The 20,743-nt window shown below is 38.1% G+C and carries 13 protein-coding genes; 3 read left to right on the forward strand and 10 right to left on the reverse strand.

Features of this window, described 5'->3' with window-relative positions; translation table 11 throughout:
* Nucleotides 1–23: 23 nt before the first annotated feature.
* Nucleotides 24–1,280: an ABC transporter permease gene (locus WAE64_RS12870; RefSeq protein ID WP_340237044.1), complete on the reverse strand. Its 1,257-nt coding sequence runs from the start codon at nt 1,278–1,280 to the stop codon at nt 24–26.
* Nucleotides 1,281–1,344: 64 nt separating this feature from the next.
* Nucleotides 1,345–1,974, reverse strand: coding sequence for an ABC transporter ATP-binding protein (locus tag WAE64_RS12875; RefSeq protein WP_340237045.1), 630 nt, complete (start codon nt 1,972–1,974; stop codon nt 1,345–1,347).
* Between the two features lie 184 nt (nt 1,975–2,158).
* Here WAE64_RS12875 and WAE64_RS12880 point away from each other — a divergent pair, with 184 nt between their 5' ends.
* Entirely contained in the window at nt 2,159–3,451 is a 1,293-nt protein-coding gene (locus WAE64_RS12880; RefSeq protein WP_340237046.1) for a helix-turn-helix domain-containing protein, read from the forward strand.
* 25 nt (nt 3,452–3,476) lie between these two features.
* Here the strand turns inward: WAE64_RS12880 and WAE64_RS12885 are convergent, their stop codons facing one another.
* The 5 genes from WAE64_RS12885 to WAE64_RS12905 all read right to left on the reverse strand — a co-directional run bounded on the left by WAE64_RS12885 (nt 3,477) and on the right by WAE64_RS12905 (nt 12,840).
* Complete coding sequence (locus WAE64_RS12885) at nt 3,477–5,855, reverse strand: ABC transporter permease (RefSeq protein WP_340237048.1); 2,379 nt, start codon at nt 5,853–5,855, stop codon at nt 3,477–3,479.
* Nucleotides 5,856–5,987: 132 nt separating this feature from the next.
* A complete protein-coding gene (locus WAE64_RS12890) occupies nt 5,988–8,363 on the reverse strand; it encodes an ABC transporter permease (protein ID WP_340237050.1) in 2,376 nt (791 codons plus the stop codon).
* A 150-nt stretch (nt 8,364–8,513) separates the two neighbouring features.
* Nucleotides 8,514–10,904, reverse strand: coding sequence for an ABC transporter permease (locus tag WAE64_RS12895; RefSeq protein ID WP_340237052.1), 2,391 nt, complete (start codon nt 10,902–10,904; stop codon nt 8,514–8,516).
* Nucleotides 10,905–11,280: 376 nt separating this feature from the next.
* A complete protein-coding gene (locus WAE64_RS12900) occupies nt 11,281–12,201 on the reverse strand; it encodes an NAD-dependent epimerase/dehydratase family protein (protein ID WP_340237053.1) in 921 nt (306 codons plus the stop codon).
* Nucleotides 12,202–12,270: 69 nt separating this feature from the next.
* Nucleotides 12,271–12,840 (reverse strand): Crp/Fnr family transcriptional regulator, encoded by a 570-nt coding sequence (locus WAE64_RS12905; protein ID WP_340237055.1) that lies wholly within the window; start codon nt 12,838–12,840, stop codon nt 12,271–12,273.
* Between the two features lie 91 nt (nt 12,841–12,931).
* Between WAE64_RS12905 and WAE64_RS12910 the strand changes: the two genes are divergently transcribed.
* A complete protein-coding gene (locus WAE64_RS12910; RefSeq protein ID WP_340237056.1) occupies nt 12,932–13,741 on the forward strand; it encodes a metallophosphoesterase family protein in 810 nt (269 codons plus the stop codon).
* Between the two features lie 7 nt (nt 13,742–13,748).
* On the opposite strand, the gene WAE64_RS12915 is transcribed toward WAE64_RS12910, so the two are convergent.
* From WAE64_RS12915 to WAE64_RS12925, 3 genes are all read right to left on the reverse strand, one after another.
* Complete coding sequence (locus tag WAE64_RS12915; protein ID WP_340237058.1) at nt 13,749–14,537, reverse strand: sialate O-acetylesterase; 789 nt, start codon at nt 14,535–14,537, stop codon at nt 13,749–13,751.
* A complete protein-coding gene (locus tag WAE64_RS12920) occupies nt 14,534–15,826 on the reverse strand; it encodes a Na+/H+ antiporter (protein WP_340237060.1) in 1,293 nt (430 codons plus the stop codon). Before WAE64_RS12920 ends, WAE64_RS12915 begins: the two co-directional genes overlap by 4 nt.
* Before the next feature lie 126 nt (nt 15,827–15,952).
* Nucleotides 15,953–18,637, reverse strand: a complete 2,685-nt coding sequence (locus tag WAE64_RS12925; RefSeq protein WP_340237062.1) for a carboxypeptidase-like regulatory domain-containing protein — start codon at nt 18,635–18,637, stop codon at nt 15,953–15,955.
* 250 nt (nt 18,638–18,887) lie between these two features.
* Here WAE64_RS12925 and WAE64_RS12930 point away from each other — a divergent pair, with 250 nt between their 5' ends.
* Entirely contained in the window at nt 18,888–20,615 is a 1,728-nt protein-coding gene (locus tag WAE64_RS12930) for a T9SS type A sorting domain-containing protein (protein WP_340237064.1), read from the forward strand.
* Nucleotides 20,616–20,743 lie beyond the last annotated feature (128 nt).

Genomic DNA, 20,743 nt, shown 5'->3' on the forward strand with positions numbered 1-20,743 from the left:
ATTGTATAAAATTACGAGATTATTTACTCTTCAGCAAGTGTTCTCGAAATATTCAATCGGTAAATGTTAATCGATGGCAATGCCGCTGCCAGAATCCCGATGGCTAAAGCACCTGCAAAAAGGTAAATTTCGCCTGTTTGTAAATTCATCTGGGCTACATCAAAATGAAATTTTTTGCTCAACTGATTCGAAATCAGAACAATACCCACACGGCTTAAAACTATACCTGCTACGAAGCCAAATAAGGCCAGTAAAATTCCCTCTAATAACAACATCAGGAACAAACGAGTTCGGCTTGCACCCATCGAAAGCATCAATGCCATTTCGTACTTACGTTCCTTTAAAGAATTGTATAAGGATACAAACACGCTGATACCCGAAATTAGCATAATAACAGCCGCTAAAACTTGCAAGCCATCAATACCTATGCCTAACAGTTCAAACAAGCGATTAACCTCAATAGATGGCAATGCTGCTTGTAATTTTGAATTCTGGTTGATGTTGCGAGGCATACTCATTAAGCCCATTGGTGAGCGGAATTTTATCAAAGCACTCGTGATTTCACGCTTTGGCATCTCGGCTTCTTCGGTCTCGTGTTCGTGGTCATGAGGCTCGCCTGCTTCTTCTTTATGCTCTTCTTCTCCTTCGGCATGGCCTTCCTCAGCGTTATGGTCATGAATACTCCAGACACTGTTCAGGCTTGTAAGAACAAGATTGTCAATTACAGAGTTATTAAATTCTAAAATTCCTACTACTTTATACTTAGTATCGCCGTGTACTTCGCCTGCTGCATCTAAACCATGCGAACTGGCAAATGTATCGCCAATTTTCAAGCCTGTGTTTAAAGCAACTTGTCCGCCAAGTACTACATCAAGGTTGTTTTTAAACATTGTACCACTGGCAAATTGCGCTTTGAAATGCTCAAAGTATTTTTTGTTTGTGCCAACAATACGGTAGCTCTGGTAATTATCGCCCATCGATAAAGGAATCATTTCTTTTACCAGTGGGTTCTGAGCAATTGCTGTTACATCGTCCAGATACACGTTTCCTGTCGGATTATCTATCTGATAAACGCTCGATAGTATTAATTGTAATGGGCTGCCTTTAGCACCCACAACCATATCAATACCGCTGATATTTTTGGCGAATTTATCTTGTAATTGTTTGACCAATAGAAGCAACAATGAAATAATGGCAATACCCAGTGTCATGAGCAACACGCATAAAAAACTATTGAGTTTTTTGTTGAGTATATTTTTCCAACTGATTTTTAGAAGCATTTCTTAATACTTTTTTCGGTAATTAGTATAGGGTTTTCTTGCAGTAGCTTGTAAAGCTGTTGATTTAGCTCAAAATAATTTTATTGCTGAATTTATCTTTCAGGCGTTGGTCGTGCGTAACTATGACCAACGAAGCACCAATGTTTTTCGATTGGTTTTCTAAAAGATTAATCACCTTTTCACAGTTTTCGTCGTCAAGGTTTGATGTCGGTTCATCGGCTAGTATTACCTCCGGGTTGTTCATTAAAGCCCGGGCGATACTTACTCTTTGCTGCTCGCCACCACTTAAAAGACTTGTGGGTTTATCAAGCAACTCATAGAAACCTAAACTCCTGGCAAGTTTTTCGGCTTGTTCTTTCGACTGCGCTTTATCAGCCAGATAATTAGCCAATAGCAAATTATCGAGCACACTCAATGAACTCACAAAGTGTGATTTCTGATAAATAATGCCCAGATGCGTAGCACGCATTTTAGCGGCTTCTTTTGGGCTTAGATTAGCAAACTCCTGCTTGTTTATCTGTATTGAGCCTCCACTGGGCTGAAGCAACAAGGCCAAAAGGTGTAGGAGCGTGGTTTTGCCACTACCAGAGTTGCCTAGTATCAACAGCGTATCACCTTCGGCACAGGAGAAAGAAGGAAAACTGAATTTCTTTTGGTTATTATAAGCAAATGTGAGGTCAGAACAAGTAAGCATTTAGGGTATTTTTGGTCAAAGATACAGATTTGCAACTATATTGCACAAATGTTTCTACTGTGTTTATATAAATTTAACTCAAAGCTACTAAGCTGGTAATGTTTTCAGAAAAAAAATGAGAATATTTTCTGAAAAAATAATTTACTTGCTACAAGTTTTCTAAGCTCAGATAATCATCCAATCGTTGAAAAAAACACTGCTGACTTGTTGTTTTTTCTTGTTGCTTGTTACATCATTACAGGCACAGATACCTATTCGTTACCTTAATAATCCGCCCGAAATTGATGGTTTGGCCAATGATTGGGATTTGCAAAAAGCCAGTACTTTCCAATCAAAAGCTAAAAATGTGTTTTCTGCCAATACAGTAAAATATGCTTTGGGTTTTGATGAACAGAACCTCTACGGTTTATTTCAGGTTTCTGATAAGTATCTTACCGATTTGGCCCTAGATAAAAGCGGAAGCCCAAGAATTTCTTTCAACGATGCTATTGAACTATATATTGATGCGAAAAATAATAGTCAGAATAGAATGGATGCTTCTGACTACCAGATTATTATAGACTTGAATAGCAATGTAACGGTATTCAGAGGTGGCGATAGATTCCAGATTCAGGTCGAAGAATCGCTAGTGCCCAAAGATACCATTACAACCAATTTTGTAATTGAGGGGAAGAGTACAAAAAATGGTACAGTAAACAATAGTAAAGATGTTGATGCTCAATATATAGTAGAGTTTCGTTTGCCTTGGGCATCGCTTGGGATTGTACCGGTTGAAGGAGCGTTTTTTAAAATGGATATTTGTTTCAATGATGCTGATGATTTTATGGATATTAAACCATTGCCCGAAACAAGCCCGATTCCGTATTATAGCTATGAAAGTATTACCGGAAACTCTGATTTTGGATACCCAGATAAATGGACAAAAGCGGTATTGATAGGGCAGGCTTCATGGTTAAAAAAATTGAATGATACTTATGGGCATTATTGGTGGATTCTGACATTACTTATTGGGGTGGTTTTGGTACCTCTTATCATCTATCTGTTAGTTTTAAATAATAAATTGAAACAGATTCAGCCAAAATCTGAAAAACTTGACGAGAAACTGTATTTAATTTTGAATGAGGAAGAAAAACTAAAACTTAACGAAACTACCACCGAAAAAGCCTTTGTTAAAAACGCCAGGCAATTTGTAGTAAAACGCCTTGATGCAGATGTAACCCCTGCCGAACTTGCTGCTGAATTAGGTGTGAGTTTGCGACAACTGCAAAGAATTTTTAAAGAAGAACTAGATATTACACCCAATAGCTTTATAAGCACAATAAAAATGGAAGAAGCTGCTGTAATGCTAAAAACCAGCAGCAGAAACATCTCGGAAGTTGCTTATGCTGTTGGTTTTTCTGACCCTGCGTATTTTGCTAAAGTTTTTAAAAAGTATTTCGGGCAAAGCCCAAAAGAATTTACAAAAACAAAAGGCTAGGAGAGTAGCATTTCCCCTCTGCTCACTACTCTGTCTTTAATGATTTAACCGGATTGGCGATGGCAGCTTTAATAGCCTGAAAACTAACTGTTAAGAGCGTAATAAATAATGCTCCGGCTACCGATACCGCAAAAATCCACCACGAAATATCTGTTCTGTAATCATAGCGTTGTAGCCAGCCATTCAGATAAAAATAAGCAATCGGAATAGCAATAAAGCAAGAAATAAGCACTAAAATCACAAAGTCTTTCGAAAGCAACTGCCATAGATTCAACACCGATGCGCCCAATACTTTTCGTACACCGATTTCTTTGGTGCGTTGCTCGGCTACAAAACTTGCCAAGCCAAACAAGCCTAAGCATGATATAAATATTGCCAGTATAGCAAAAAAAGTAGATAATTTCCCCACGCGCTCTTCATCGCCGAATTTGTGGGCATACTCTTGGTCAACAAATTGATATTCAAAAGGCGCAGCAGGGTTATATTTTTTGAGAACGGTTTCAATTTTGTCTAAGGATTCTTTCGAATTCTTTTCAGGATTTAATTTGAGAATAACTACACTTTCTGCTGAACCTGAAATATGGAATAACGATGCCCTGACGGGTGAATAAGGCGACTGCACAACCATGTCTTTTATAACTCCGATGATTTTATAAGGTGTACCATTCCATTTAACAAATTTGCCAACTGGATTTTTCAAACCCATAAATTTAACTGCTGACTCATTCACCACAAAAGCACTCGAATCGCTAGCAAACTCTTTGGAGAAATCACGTCCTTCTTTAAATTGCCAGCCTACGGTTTTGCCATAACTTTGTGTAACCCCATTATTCGGGAAATCGACGGCCAAATTAGGGTCTTTCCCTTCCCAGTCGAAACCACCATTTGTATTCCAGACTTCGGTTGTAGGGCTTCCTGATTCGGTCATGTCCAGAATGGCAGCCGAGTTTATCAATTCATTTCTGATGACATCAAAATGCTTATGAATATCATCTGTCATCATATACATATTAATTAAGCCATCACGATTATAACCAACGGGGCGGTTTTTGGCGTGTTGAATCTGGCGAAAGACAATAATTGTACCTATAATGAGCGTAACAGAAACTGTAAATTGAAGCACTACAAGCACTTTGCGAGGCACTGAGGCAAAACGCCCCACACGGAAAGTACCTTTAAGCACCTTAACAGGTTGGAACGATGAAAGGTAAAGTGCAGGATAACTGCCGGCAATAAGACCTGTAATGATACTGAATGTAATGCCTAATAACCAGAAAATCGGATTCGTCCATAATATAGCTATTTTCTTATCAGCCAGTTCATTGAATGAAGGAGTCAGGACATACACAAGCACTAATGAAATTAAAAATGCTAAAGCTACTACCAGCAACGACTCACTAAAAAACTGAATAATTAACTGGCTGCGAACCGAACCTATCGATTTTCGGATGCCTACTTCTTTGGCTCTTTTCTCGCTGCGGGCAGTGCTTAAGTTCATAAAATTGATACATGCAAGAAGCAATACAAAAATGCCTATAATACCAAAAAGCCACACAAACTCTATTCTGCCACCTGTATTGTGACCATCTTTAAACTCAGGAAACAAATACCATTTCGACATAGGATGCAAAAATACTTGGGCGTTGGAGTTTTCCCGAGGGGTTTTCTTGCGTTTTATATCAACAATTTTTTTAGATACTGCTTCCATATCGGCATTGTCGGCAATTTGTACAAATGTTTGCGAAAAATTGCTATCCCAGGGGTTTTCCATTTTTTTTATCCAATCGTTGAGATTGAGGTATAACTGCCAAGGGAGCACATAATTCATATCTCTGAAACTCGAATTATACGGTAGGTCTTCATAAACACCCGTAACTTTTACATCAGTTTTACTATCGAGTTTTATAATTTTATCCATCGGGTCAGTGTCGCCGAAAAAAGATTTAGCGAATGATTCAGATAAAATAATAGACGATGGCTCGTTTAGCGATGCTTGTGTACCTTTCAGCATCTTCAATGAAAGCATATCTATTACTTGTGGCTCAAAGAAGTTTCCGGTCTTCGATAGTTTCTTTTCGCCATGCGCTAAAATATGGATTGATGTCCACGATGATTGCAGCACGTATTTAAAGTCACTACCATAATTATTCCTGATTTCTTCGGCCATAACAGCCGGCATCGACTTATGTGTAGCTATTTTACCATTAAAAGTCCGATGTTGCATTACCTGTGCAATACGATTGTAATTAGCATGATGCTTATCGTACGATAATTCATCATAAATCCATAGGCCAATCAGAATAGCAACAGCCATTCCTGTAGCAAGGCCGAAGATGTTAATAAAAGAATATCCTTTGTATTTATAGATATTCCTAAGTGCGATTTTTAAGTAATTGCTTATCATAATACCCCTGGCCCCTAAAGGGGGACTTTATTAAAATTTACATTTTATTTTATCTTAAATCCCGTTTTGCTTAACTCGTGCGTAAGCAACACCCCTTTAGGGACGGTCCGCCGCTGCGGCCGGGGGTGTTTTTTACTCTGATTTTAAAGACTTTACCGGATTGACTAATGCCGCTTTTATGCTTTGGTAACCAACCGTCAGGAATGCGATTAGTATTGCCATTGCGCCTGCAGTGGCAAATATCCACCATTCTAATTCGATATGATACACGAAGCCTTGCAGCCATTGGTTCATGAAATAATAGGAAATGGGGCCTGCTATTAATAAGGCTGTGAAAACCAATTTCAAGAAATCTTTCGATAATAAGGACGTAATACCCACAACCGATGCGCCCAATACTTTACGGATACCAATTTCTTTTATTCTGCGTTCAGCGGTGAAGGTAGCCAAGCCAAATAAGCCTAAACAACAGATTAGAATGGCAATAAAGGTGAAAATGCTAATCATTTCGAGTGCCCTTTTTTCTTGCCAGAATTTTGATTCTAATTGATGGTCAGCAAACTTGATATTGAGGTTAGCTTCACGGTCAAAGCCTTTCAGTACTTTTTCAATACGGCTCACAGACTCTGCCGCTGATAGGTTTTCAGCCAATTTTAATGTAATAAATGGCGCATTGGCTAACCGCATAAAAAATACCGTTGGCTTGGCATTGTCGTAAGGCGAATCAAAAATAATGTCTTCTGCAATACCTACAATGGCAAATTGTTTTCCCTCAAGCTCAATAAATTCGTTTAGTGGCTTCTTAAACCCAATGAGTTTAGCCGCTGATTTATTAAGAATAACTGCCGATGTATCGGTCGAAAATTTACGGCTGAAATCTCGACCTTCTATAATTTTCCAGTTTACTGTTTTGCCAAATTCAGGTGTTACTATTACTTGCCCGAAGCTTTCTGAACTATTTTGGGGTTTACCTCGCCAATTAATGCCTGATTGGTTATGCCAGTTTTCGTTTATTGGCGTATTCATTTCTGCCATTTCTTCAACGGCACCCGATGCCAATAGCTGCTCTCGCATTGCCCAGAAATGGCCTCGGAGGTTTGGCGTCGTTTTCTGAATCTGAATTAGTCGGTTTTTATCATACCCTAGCGGGCGGCTCATACCATGTTTTAACTGCTGGCTTATAACAAGCATTGCCACAAGCATCACAATTGAAATAGTAAACTGAAACACTACCAGCGTTTTTCTTAATACTACTTCTTTCCCTGAGCCTATTTTCATGCCTTTCAGAATTTTTATTGGGCTAAATGAAGACAAGTAAATGGCAGGATAAATACCGGCTAGCAATATAATAATGGTGATTACAGCACCAAACTGTAGTAAGAAAACGGGGTCTGTAATGTTGATTTGAATTTTGATAGCAGTTAGCATATTAAACCACCCCATAAACATCTGTGATAGAACCAGGCCTAAAAAGCCCGCTATAAAAACCAAGATAGCTACCTCGGTATAAACCATTTGCAGAATACCCTTGCGAGTTGAACCAATGGCTTTACGCACACCGATTTCTTTGGCCTTAATACTTGCTCGAGCGGTAACTAAATTTACAAAATTGATGATAGCCAATAGCAAAATAAAGAATCCTATACTGGCAAATATTATTAGGTTAGTAAGCCCTGAACCTACCGCTTTACCATTTTCGAAGCTAGGATACAATCTCCAGTCTGACATTGAGTGGATAAATATTTCGGGCTCAGATTTGTCTTTTGTATGAGGCTGTGCAATTTTTGCAATCGCTTTTGAAACTGTCTCAAAATCGGTATTTGCTGCTATTTTTACATAAATCGGAAAAGAATTTTCTTCCCACAAGGGTTTTGAATCTCTTACCCATTCTTCCATATTTGCGTAAGCCTCAAAATCTGCATAGAAGTCGACATTTCGGAAAGTAGAGTTTATAGGGAAATCTTTGTACACTCCGGCTACTTTCAAATTAGCCTTTGTATTGAAATTAACAATTTGGTTTATCGGGTTTTCTTGACCGAATAATGCCTTGGCCGTTTTTTCGCTGATTAAAACTGATGTAGGGTCGAGCGGGAAACTAGGCGAACCTTTTACCATTTGCAGGTCGAGTATTTTATTGCCACCTTTTTCCATAAAATAACCTCGTTTTACTACCGATGCATCTTTAAATCTTAAAGCTTGCTCGCCGCCAAAAGAAGAAACCACTACTTCATCAAAATATTGACCGTACTCATTTCTGAGTGCATCAGCCATTGGTACAGAGTTCGACTCAGTAGTGTTGATATTGCCATTATATAATAAGTTTTTCTGGAGTAGTCCAACACTATCATAGTTGCGGTTGTATGTATTAAATGCCAATTCAGATTTTACCCAAAAGGCAATAATTAAAGTAGCTGCAAAGCCAATACTTAAACCAAGAATGTTCAATAAACTATAAAGCCTGTTTTTAAAAAGACTTCTGAATGCGATTTTGAAATAGTTTCGTATCATAATTACACCCCTAGCCCCTAAAGGGGGACGTTTAAATTTGATTAGATAATTTTATGGCTCAACTCCCTTTTTAAATATTGCAATTCCACAACTTGAAGTTGTGCGTAAGCAACTCCCCTTCAGGGACGGTCCGCCGCTGCGGTCGGGGGGTTACTCTGCCTTTAAAGATTTAACAGGGTTTGTTAATGCAGCTTTGATTGACTGATAACCAACCGTTGCAATAGCCACTGCTATAATCAAAACTCCGATAATGACATAGAACCACCATTCGATATTGATGTGATAGGCAAAATCTTGTAGCCATTTGTTCATAAAATAATATGAGATTGGACAAGCCACAATGAATGCGATGCCAACTAATTTCAAGAAATCGCTAGAAAGCAGAACGGTAATACTTGCAACCGAAGCACCCAATACTTTGCGAATACCAATTTCTTTGGTACGCTGCTCGGCAGCAAAAGCGGCAAGACCAAACAAACCCAAACAAGAAACAAAAATGGCTACAATGGCAAAGGCATTGAAAAGTGTCGCTACTCGTTGTTCTGTACTATATAATCTATCATAAGTTTCGTTTAGAAAATGATATTCTAACGGACGATTAGGCACTAATTCAGTCCATAGTTTTTCGGCTGTTCTGATAGCCTCCTGTTCTTTACCTTTTACAGGTTTTATATACACACCGCTGCGCCAGCTATCGCCGGTAAAAAGTACAAGTGGCCCTATTTGTTCGTGCAAACTCTTGAAATGAAAATCTCTGACAACACCAACAATCGTGCCTTTGCGCCCTTGAAAATGGAACCGTTTACCGATAGGTTGCTTGATATTAAACTTTTTAACAGCGGCTTCATTAAGTACTACGTTCTGATTATCAGACTGATTATTTTCTTCAAACCAGCGTCCTGATTCCATTTTTAAGCCGAAAACCTTCTGATAATTATGTTCAACGGCAATTTGTGCAACAGTAGGCTGAAAATCTTCTGGTCGGCCATCCCAGTCAAGGCTACCACTGTGTGTACTCGCTATATTTATAATATTTTGTCCGGCAGTGGTAACAGCTTCAATGCTTGATTCGGCAAGTAAGCGTGCTTTAACAGTGTTAAGATCCATTTTAGACTTAATATTCCAGGGAATTGTAAACTGAAACATATTTGCTTTTTCGTAGCCAAGTTTTATGTCCTTTATAAACCTTATCTGCTGAAATACCACCAAGGTTGCTATTAGAAAAACAGACGAAACAACAAATTGCACAACTACGAGTGTTTTTCGGAACGAACTGTTGTTTGATTTTAAGATGTTATTTCCCCTGAGTGCCTGAATAGGTTGAAAAGAAGACAATAGAATAGCAGGATAAATACCAGTTAGTAGAATTGCAAGAAAAGTAGTGCCCAAAAGCACTTGCCAAAGTGTAGAATCGGCCAAATTAAATACAAAGGTTTTATTAGAAAGGTCGTTAAATACCGGAAGCAAACTGTAAACAAGGCATAAGGCAATTAATAATGCTGCGGTACACATCAACACCGATTCAATCATAAACTGAGTAAATAATTGGGTATATTCGGCTCCGATAATCTTTTTAACACTAACTTCTTTGGCTCTTAGGCTTGCTCGGGCTGTAGAAAGGTTAACATAATTTATGCAGGCAGTAAATAATATTATTAAAGCCAAAGCTAAAAAAATGTAAGTAGTTTTGGCATCTCCTCCTGCATTAGTACGAGATAGACCATCCATGTGCATTGCTTTTATTGGCTCAGTTTCAAGGGTTATGCTGTCGTCAATCTTACCCGTTTTTTCATCCTTTTTTGCTATCTGCACAATCCGGGTAATTTTTGAGTCTAGCGCAGCTAAATTGCTATTAGGTCTTACCAGAACATAGGTTTCATAATTGAAGTTATTCCAATTGTTATCGTTTTGTAAAGTATTCGGATTAGCCAGATGGGCTGCCATAGGTATCAGAAAATCGTACTGAAAACTTGAATTGGTTGGATTATCTTTAAAAACAGCCCTTACCATATAGTCAAGTGTATCAATTCTAATTATCTTTCCACTTGCATGCTTGTTGCCAAATAATTGAAGAGCCTTAGACTCTGTAAGTGCAATACTTCTGATATTCTTGCCAAACTGACCAAAATCACCATCAATTAATTTGTAATCAAAGATACCAAACCAACTGGTGTCAACAGCGGCTATGTTTTTCTCTATTGTTAATTTTTCGCCGATTCTCATTGGAGCACCATTCCAGAATGGGTTTGCCAGTCGGGTAATTGCTTCTGCTTCAGGCAATTGTTTTAGTTGCTCGGCTAAAGGTAGCGGGGTAGTTGTCCAATGCCAGGTGTCGTCTTTGCTAACTTTATTGTGTGTAATTATTGCACGAATTCTGTCGGCTTTTTCATGATAGGTGTCAAAACTTAATTCGTTCTGAACCCATATCAGTATCAATACTGCCACGGCCATGCCTACCGCAAGACCACAAATATTAATAAAAGAAGAAACCTTGTTTTTAAGCAGGTTTCTGAGTGCAAAAGTAAAGTAGTTACGTATCATAATTTTGTAAGGGAAAGGTGTTCGTTTAGGTTTAAAATAAAAATTTCTTTCTTTGTTTTATCACTTAATGCCTGTTACAGATAAAATATGAGACTCGATGCAATTGCAAACTTGTTTCATTTTTCAACAATAGATACAATTCGTATTTAATCAAAGAAAAGAATAAATTTAAACATGATTCATCATTTAATAAAAAGTACAAATGATATGCCAAGCAGAAAATCATATAAAAACGAGGCTTTTTATGTTGTTTTTCAATAGTCAGGTGTCCGAAATCGTACAGTATGTTTGTCCGATACCGTACAGGCTTTAACAACAAAAAACAGCCCTGAATAGAGCTGTTACGATAGATAAATAAAATGCTGAAACAATAAACTTAGTTATTGGCCAATATCTCTTTTACGCCCTGCTGGTAAGGGGTTGGTTTAAAATTGAAGTATTTTTCAAACTTGCTGCTATCAAAAAAATATTCACGGTCATACTGATAGCGCATTTCGTAGATTTCTCTCAGAAACGGAACAAATAAGCCTGCTAACTTTACCATAAAAGCCGGAAATAACTGATACTTGTCGCTTTTACCCATTTCTTTGGCAAATAGCCGAATCCATTCTTCGCCTGTTAGTGAATTACGGTCAGTAGGTAGATTCCATATTTGATTATAAGCCTCGGGAGTATTGCCAAGTAGGGCAGTAGCTTTACCTGCATCGGGTGTATAAGTAAAGGAGTGCTTCACTTTAGCGTTGAAAAACCATTGCGCTTTTTTGTTTTCGGCCAGATTTTTATGTACCAGTTCAATCAATACGCTGTTATTTTTAATAACTCCATAAAAATCGGCTGCACGGGCAATGATTGCCTGTAAACCTCTTTCTTTTATGGCCTCTAATATCATTTTATTAAGCTCAACTCTAATCTCACCTTTTTTACTTGTAGGGCTAAAGGGCGACTTTTCTGTAATGTGTTTTACGTTGTCGCCGCCAATCATATATACATTGTCGAAAAAAACTAACTTGGCTTTATTTTCTATGCAGGCATCAATCACGTTTTTCATGAGCGTAGGCCATTGTTTTTTCCATATATCAAGTTTGTATTCAAAACCTACTGTAAGGTATACAATTTCAGAACCGCTGATGGCTTTGAAAACCTCATCTTTATTAGTTAAATCAGCCGCAAAAAGTGTATCAGTGTCATTTACTTTCTTTGGGTTTCGGCTTACAAGACGAATATCGCTTGTGTAATTTTTTAAAGCTTTGGCTAGTTCGGTACCTATTGTACCGTTGGCTCCTAATATGGTTTGCATGATATTTCTGTTGTTTGTTTTTGATGTTACAAAGGTCATAAACAAACAGACACGTGCTCTTGATAAAAATCAAGAAATCGTTTTTCGCCTGATTCTGCTGAAAGTTTCTGGTGTCATGCCTAGCATAGATGCTATGTATTGTAGCGGAACTTGGTTGAAGAGTTCTTTATTTTTTTCGAAAAAAACATGATAGCGTTCTTCTGCTGTCATTGAAAGGTGACTAAAAATGCGGTCTTCAAGCATAGTAAAGCATTTGGCAATGAAAAGTTTTTCGAGCAAATGCCACTTTGGTATTTTGTTGCCCAACTGGTTATAGTCTTCTTTTTTTATTGTATATAGTTCGGCGTCGCTCAGTGCTTGTATCGTCCATCGGGCAGGCGAATCAAAAACCAGACTCGACAGGTCGGTTATGAAATAGCCTTTTGTTGAAATCCACTGCGTTACTTCTTTGTCTTCGGTGCTTACGTAAATTCGAAGCAGACCGGATTTAACAAAACTTAGCTTTTCGCAATACCTGCCTGTTCGTAAATAAAAATCTCCTTTCTTTAGCGTTTGGAGCTTAAATAGCGAACTTATCATGATAAGGTCTTCTTGCTCAACACCAAAGTATGACGTAATGTATTTTTCGAGTTCTGTCATTAAATTTTTATTGAATCTTAATACAAGGCTCCAAATTAAGAATAATATTTTATGTAGCTTTGAAAATCAAACACTAAACCTCAACCTATTTATGAAACGCAGCGAATTTCTTAAAAACATCTCCTTAGCTACTGTCTTATTAGCCGATGGCAGCATTATACCTGCTTTAGGTGCCGATTCACTTGCCAAGAAAACCAAACTAAGGTTTGTGGTAGCTTCTGATGGGCACTATGGCCAGGCTAAAACCGAATTCGAAAGTTATTTCGATACGGCAGTAAAGCAAATTAATCAGCAACATAAGCAAGAAAAACTAGATTTATGCGTGTTTAACGGCGATGTGATTCATGATAATCCTGATTTTTTACCTGCTTCAAAAAAAGCACTTGATGGCCTTGCAATGCCTTACTATGTAACGCAAGGAAACCACGACAGAGTTGAGCCGCAAGTATGGGAAGAAACCTGGAAAATGGCACTTGATTATGATGTTGTGGTAAAAGATAATGCTTTTTTGTTTGGCACAACTTCTAATATTAAAGGGCAGTATTTATGCCCTAATGTAAGTTGGTTTAAAAACAAACTAGAAGAGCATAAGGATAAAAAGAACGTATTCATTTTTGTGCACATTACTCCGGTAAAATGGACGGATAATGGTAAAGATTGTATAGAGTTTCAGGAACTGGTGAAGCAATATAAAAACGTGCGAGGTATTTTCAATGGGCACGACCACGACCAGGAAGGTATAAAAGTGAAAGATGGAATTCCGTATTTATTCGATTCTCATATTGGTGGTAGTTGGGGTACAGATTATCGTGGTTTCAGAGTAGTGGAACTTAAAAAGAATAACGATATTGTTACATATCTGATGAATCCAATAACAAAAATCAATGAAGCGAGTATTTAATTTACTGCTACTTTACTGATTTTAGATAAGTTTCGGCGAATCGTTGACCAATCAAGCGTTGTCCTTCTGAATTGAAATGAATAAAATCGCCTTTGTGTGTTAAATCTATTGTACTGATTAAATAACTATTGGGGTCATTGGCAACGTATTGCTTTATAATCTCGTTGATAGCATTCCATTCGGTAGGTGTTTTAGAGTAAGCACCTAATTCACCTATCAGAATAGGAAGTTTTAAATCGCCAACTTCTTTTCTGAAAATTCCGAAAAGCTTTGTAAGATTATCATTATATAAAGGAATTGCTTTGGCATTTGCATCACTTTCGCCCTGATGCCATAAAATACCCTTTATTATACCTTGTGTTTTGGCAAAGGCTACTTTTTCTTTAAAGTTGCTCAATAATTTTACATTTCTATGTACCGAGTCGCCCAGCCATTGTCTGCTAGAACTCCCACCAACAGCCGTAGGAATCAACAAAATTGTGATGTTATCGTGAAGGCTTTTTGTTAAGGTTTGAGCGAAAGATAGGCCGCAATCTACACCTTTCAGATTTGGTTCATAAAAATGGATAGGTTCTTTGGCTTTAACTATCTGGTTTTGGTTATTGATTGTTAAAATTCGGGCGTTCGTAATCGTATCCTGGGCCTCAACAATGCCTCTTCCAGCCATATTCGACTGCCCGGCCATTATAAATACCCAGGTTTCTTTCTGCTTTCTGGCATTATTTGCTGATTGGTGTTGTGGTTTACAGGCAAATATTACAAGCAAAACAGCAATGGCAACGTATAATTTTTTCATATTTTTGATTGTTGAAGTCTTTTTTCGATGCTATCAAGCACTTTAACAAGAAGAGGTAAAGTTAGTCCTTGAATTATAAGTGTGATTAAAACCACTACTACCGAGATAAAAATAACAGGTTCGCGCTGTGTAAAAGGAGTCCCGTCGCTCAATACAAGTGGCAGAGAGAGTGCCGCTGCCAGCGATACAATACCTCGCATGCCAGCCCAACCAATAATCAAGGAGTTTTTCCAGTCAATTTTTTCATCGGCATAAAGATTCGACCTGAAACCCACTATATTCTTGGTGCGTTTCTCAATAGATTTTTGCAAGTTTTTGCTGTGTGAAAACACCCAGAAGATTCGCAGAATAAGCATAATAAGGCTTATCAGAAAACTATAACCAATAAATGGCAGAAAGTCTTCGTGGTTGATGCTGTTGATTACATAAGGGAATTGCAAGCCAATAAGAATAAACACAAGCCCATTAAGCAGAAAAATAACTACATCCCAAAAAGATTTGTTTTGTTTCTTGGCTTCAGGCGAAACTAGTCTGCCAGAATGAACAGCCAAAGCAACACCCAAAACCACAACAGCTATTACGCCAGACACATGAAATTCTTCGGCTAGCAAGTAAGTAATAAACGGAGATATAACAATGGCACTAATGGCAATGAGGTTATTATTATAAACCCTTAGTAAGAAAATGGCTAATATTCTGCCAAAAAGCATGCCTACTACAACACCTCCGAGTGCAACAGTTAAAAACTGTACACCTGCTTTCCAGAAAACAAAACTTGTGCCTGTAATAGCGGCTACTGCAAATCTGTAAGCTATAAGGCCCGAAGCATCATTTACAAGGCTTTCGCCTTCAAGAATGGTAAGAGTACGGTGCGATAGCCCCAAGCCTTTGGTTACATTGGTAGCAGCAACAGCATCGGGCGGTGAAAGAATGGCACCTAATGCAAAAGCAATAGGCCAACTCATGCCGGGTATAAGGTAATGTGCCACCACCGCAATAGCGGTGGTGGTTAAAAATACCAATGGAATTGCCAAAGTGCCTACTGTTGCCAGATTACTCCGTAACTCTTTATATGAAATATTATAGGCGGCATCGAACAAAAGGGGGGGTAAAAAAATGAGGAAAATAATTTCAGGGTCTAAAATGATAGTAGGCATACTCGGTATAAATCCCATGCCAATACCCACACTAACCAGTAAAATAGGGTAAGGGATTTTTATTCGGGTTGCAAGCGCCGACAAAACAATCATTAAACCCAGAATAAACAAAACTATGCTATAGTGTTCCATTTGTTGCTACGAAAAGACCCTGTTTAAACAGAGTCAGAATAAGAAGTGGTAGCAAAGAAGAATAAAAATCAGTAAAAAGAAAAATTATGCATTAACCAAACTTCATGACTTAAGTATTTTTTAATCTTATTTTTTGGTAGTTATCACAATCACACCATTAGCGCCTCTTGCGCCAAAGGCTGCGCCACTGCTGTATTTTATTGCACCGAGGGTTTCAATATCTCTTACTTGCAATGTACTAAGTAAGTTATTTATCTGCGAGGCATCGTCGGTGAAATAATTATCGAGCAATAATGCCGCAGCTTGCATTCCGCTCTGGAAACTCATAGCGCTTGGGAATCCTATGAAATAATCACCTGTTTCAGGTTTTAATCTTACTGTCAAACTGGGGATTCGCCTTAGTAAATCAAAGATTGTAAGATTTTCGTCCTTTTCGTAAATCCGTACATTAAAATCAGTCGGAACGCTCGCATAGCTTTTTTCTTGTACTAACTCAACCTGAGAGCGATTAAGGCCTATGCCATTGGTGTTAAATCTATTACTACTATCGGCAACAAGTGGGCGATTACTGAGTTCTTCAAAAGTCTCAAAACTGGTTCTATCGGTACTTTGCTCGTTAAAAATAAAATCATTAGGTAAAGTACTTGATAGGCCTTCGTTGCTCCAGAAATCACGTAACTCTACATCGTTATAGTTGGTAATTGTGCCGTCTGCTGCAAATTCAAGCGAGAAATTAGGCAATACAATTTGCGAGCGTTTATAAGGATAGTCTTTAAAAGTTAGTTTTATAGGCTCGGTTCTTTTTGTTAAGAATATCAATAATGGTAATTCTGAATGCAAGTAAAACCGATTGGTTTGAGGGTCAAATTTGTACAAATCACTTGCTTTGCAGGGTATAAACGAGCCATTGGCTATCTGCGATTCTACTGTTACCAGGGCATCGTAATTGTCAAGAATAGAAGCCATTTTGAATACTTCAAACCCATTTTCTTTTAATTTGTTCTGGCTCAGCGAACTCAGAAAATACCTGAAACTTTCCTGATAAACTTTCAACTGATTTCTTTTCCAGATTAATGCTTGTTTGTTGTCGGTAGGCGTTAGTTTTTCAAAAAACATATCACCTTTAATAATACTACTATCTTTTCCGTCTGACTCAAAATGTGTTAGTTGATATGTAACAGCATACCCAAGTGCCTTATTGGTAATAAAAAGTGGTTTACTTGCCTTAGCTTTCAGTCTTTTGTTGCCATCTTGTTCAAAACTGATAAGCTCCGGGTTAGTAATTTCGCAACTCTCAGGAAACTGTGTTTTGCTTTGTATAACACTAGGGTCACCTAATAATACCTTCGAAAATATTTTCCAGTTCCGTTGAAACTCCTTGTCTTTCTCGTTTGAAGCCTGAAAATTATCTGCTTGTAGGCTGATTTTGTACTGATTGATATTTCCTTTCGTATCTATCTTATTTTTGGCGGTATAGAATTTCGGATGTGTTACCAGCAATTCAGGCTGTTTTAAAATATCAGGTACTTTTAAGGTAAAGCTACCATTGCTATTAGTTTTGGCCCCGTTCTGTGTCTGATTAATAAATACATCGGCAGATTCAACCGGAATACCATTAGCATCGGTTACTTTGCCGCTTATAAACCAAAATTTTTGTTCGTTCTCGGCATATAATCTCACCAGCGTTTCCGGTGAATTATTTTGATTAAGAATATCGTCATCGGCATAGTCATCAGGTAAAAGGCTAGAGAAGCCCTCGTTACCCCAAAAATCCCGAAGAATCATGCCATTAGGCACTGTTACCCAGCCATTCTGTGTAAATTCCAGCGAGCCATTGGGTAACACAATCTGCGAGAGTTTATAAGGATAATCGCTGAAGATTGGTAGGGTATTAAAATGATTTGTCAGAAAAACCAGCAATGGTTTATCTGAGTGAAGCGTGAAACGATTGCTTAGGCTATCAAAGCTGCAAATTTCGTTGACATTGCAATTAAACATGATACTGTCTCTTAGCTCTTTATACACGCTGCTGCGCCCAAGATAAGTATCTTTTATTTTTTTTTCTTTAAATACTTCAAAACCATTTTGATGCAATTTGTTTTGGCTCAACGAGACCAGAAAGTTTCGGAACGAATGCCTATAAGCCCTTTTTCTTAATTTGTTCCATCGTTTTTCTTGCCTTTCATCTTTCGATGTAAGTGTTTCAAAAAACTTATCTCCTGCAAAAAACGTAAGCTTACCATCAGAAATAAACGTTTCCATCTGAAACATAATCTTATAACCTAAACCATTGTTCTGGACAAAAATAGGTTCGTTGGCTGTGGCTATTACATTTTTCTTTTTATCGTAGGTAAGTTTAATAGCATCAGGGTTTAGTATCTCGCAATCAGTCGTAAATTGCGAATCTCCCAGCAAGCCATCTTTAAAAATCCGCCATTTTTTTTTCCAGTCCTTATCTCGTTTGGCTGTTATTTTTACCTCTTTCAATAGAGTTGAGCCCTCAAGTATAAACACAATGGTTTTGTTCATTTCCTGCGGTGTAAGAACCTTTTTTATGCTATTATAGCCGATAAACGAAACCACGATCTCGACCCGCTGAATGGTTTTAGGAACAGTTAACAGAAAACTGCCATCGGCTTTAGTAGTTGTACCGATTGATGTATTATTGACATACACATTTACAAACTCAAGCGGAGCTTTGGTGGCTTCCAGAACTTTCCCCCGAACCGTCCAGGTATTGCTTTGTGCATGAGCAATAAGGCTACCACTCAATAACAAAGTTAAAACGCCAAGTAATACACGATTTATCATTCGGGGTATTTGAAATGTCTGATTTTTTATGAGTATAGTTCAAATATAGTTAAATCTTAACTTATGAGGAGAGATTAGCTGCTATCTTTTTATCTAGTCGTTTTTTTACGAGTATTTGGCGTTATTTTCCATGTGCTTTGCACGTTTTTAACAGAATTTTGTAGCATACGAATCAATGCCATGAATAAACACAGATTGAACAAAATTGAAAAACTGTTTTCTTTCAATACCCTATAAGCTAAAAACTAACATGAAAACCATTGTTTTTATACTGCTTTGTCAATTAATGTGTTGCTCACTTTATAGCCAGTCAATTCCTGCTTTTCCCGGAGCCGAGGGCTTTGGTGCATCGGCCTCGGGTGGGCGAGGCGGGCAGGTTATTTATGTAACTAATCTAAATTGCAGTGGGGCAGGGTCATTAGCAGCGGCTTTGCAGGTGGTTGGCAAAAAGTACATTTTGTTTAAAGTGAGTGGTGTTATCCCATGTGCAGCAGAGGTTTTTCAGGGCGATGTATATATTGCAGGGCAAACCTCACCAAGTGGTGTAATTGTGCGGGGAATTATACTGGATGAAATTTATGAAACCAATACAAATGCGAAGAACGTAATTATAAGACATTTACGTTCAAGGCCAAAGTTAGGCACAAATCTACCTAATCAAGGGTATGTGCTTGATGATGGCCTGCGGCTCGATGGTGCATCTAATGTAATTGTAGACCATTGCTCGTTTGCCAATGCGGTTGATGAAGCCGTTCAGATTTCAAATTCAAAGAACATTACGATACAAAATAGTCAATTGGCCGAAACATTAGGTGAGCATTATGCTTTAGGAGGAATGCTGATTAATTATAGCGAAGAAGGGCACGAACAAGACAACATCAGTATTCATCATAATGTATGGAATAGGATAGGCGGGAGAATGCCAGAACTTTCGTGTGAATCACCACATTGCAGAAATCGCACCCTGAACTTTGAGATTTCTAATAATCTATTCTGGGATCAACAGATTCAGACCTGGTATAATCCGTGTACACAAGGTGGTGATGGCTGCCGGGATTTTCATCTCAATCTCAATTTCGTTAATAATCGCACCATAGCTCGTAGTACTTACACAGGCCCTATGGCTTCTTTTGATATGTTGGCTAATGCGAGTAATAAGCTTTTTGTGAGTGGTAATAGTATGAACCAATACGCCAATTTTACCGATTATCAGTTGTTTTATTGCTGTAATGATTTTAATTCCAGTGCACCAAATACTAATCAAGGTGCGGCTATGCATTTAGGTGCAAGGCATAATTTTCCTGCCATTAGCTATACGCCATCTGCACAATTACTTACCTATGCGGTTGAGAACGTAGGGGCGTTTCCGAGAGACCCAATGGACAGGCGCTTGCTGAATCCACTCAAAAACAATGCGATTAATAACCAAGCCATTAACGGGACTGACTATTACAACGATGCTTTTCTGACCGACCCTGCGCAAAATGCACCAATAGATACAGATAACGACGGCATGCCTGATGCGTGGGAAACAGCCAATGGCTTGAATCCTAATGTGCAAGACCATAATGGTACGCAATTATCAAAGAAATTCACGGGTATAGAGGGTTATACTAATCTGGAATGCTACTTGAATGAATTGTCGGACAAGATAGTCGGAAAAAAAAACATTATCGTTGACCCTGGTGGTGGTACTACCATTACCGGTGTTGAGTTAAATGCAGATGAACGAATTGCGGTGGTGATTTCTCCGAATCCTGCTGATGCAGGCATCACTATTCATTTAAAAGGAGAGGTGGATCAGAACTGGCGTTTCGAGCTGATAGATCTAGCAGGTAAAACGCTAATGCATGAAAACGATATTTCAGCGCAAAGTATAAATATTTATCTACCACGTTTAATAGTCAGTGGGGTTTATTTCATTAAAATACACTTGCAAGACAGGCTTATTGAAAAGAAAATTGTTGTAATCAGGTAGTTTCGCAAAAAGTAAACCGATTGTTTATGACGGAACTATCACCAAGAAGGGCTTAGCTGGGCTGAGTCCTTTCTTTGCTTAAAATAAATCAAATAAATATTGGAAATATCATATATGTTTCTTATGTT

Origin of the sequence: Emticicia soli, assembly GCF_037860775.1 — a bacterium.
Classification (GTDB): Bacteria; Bacteroidota; Bacteroidia; order Cytophagales; family Spirosomataceae; genus Emticicia; species Emticicia soli.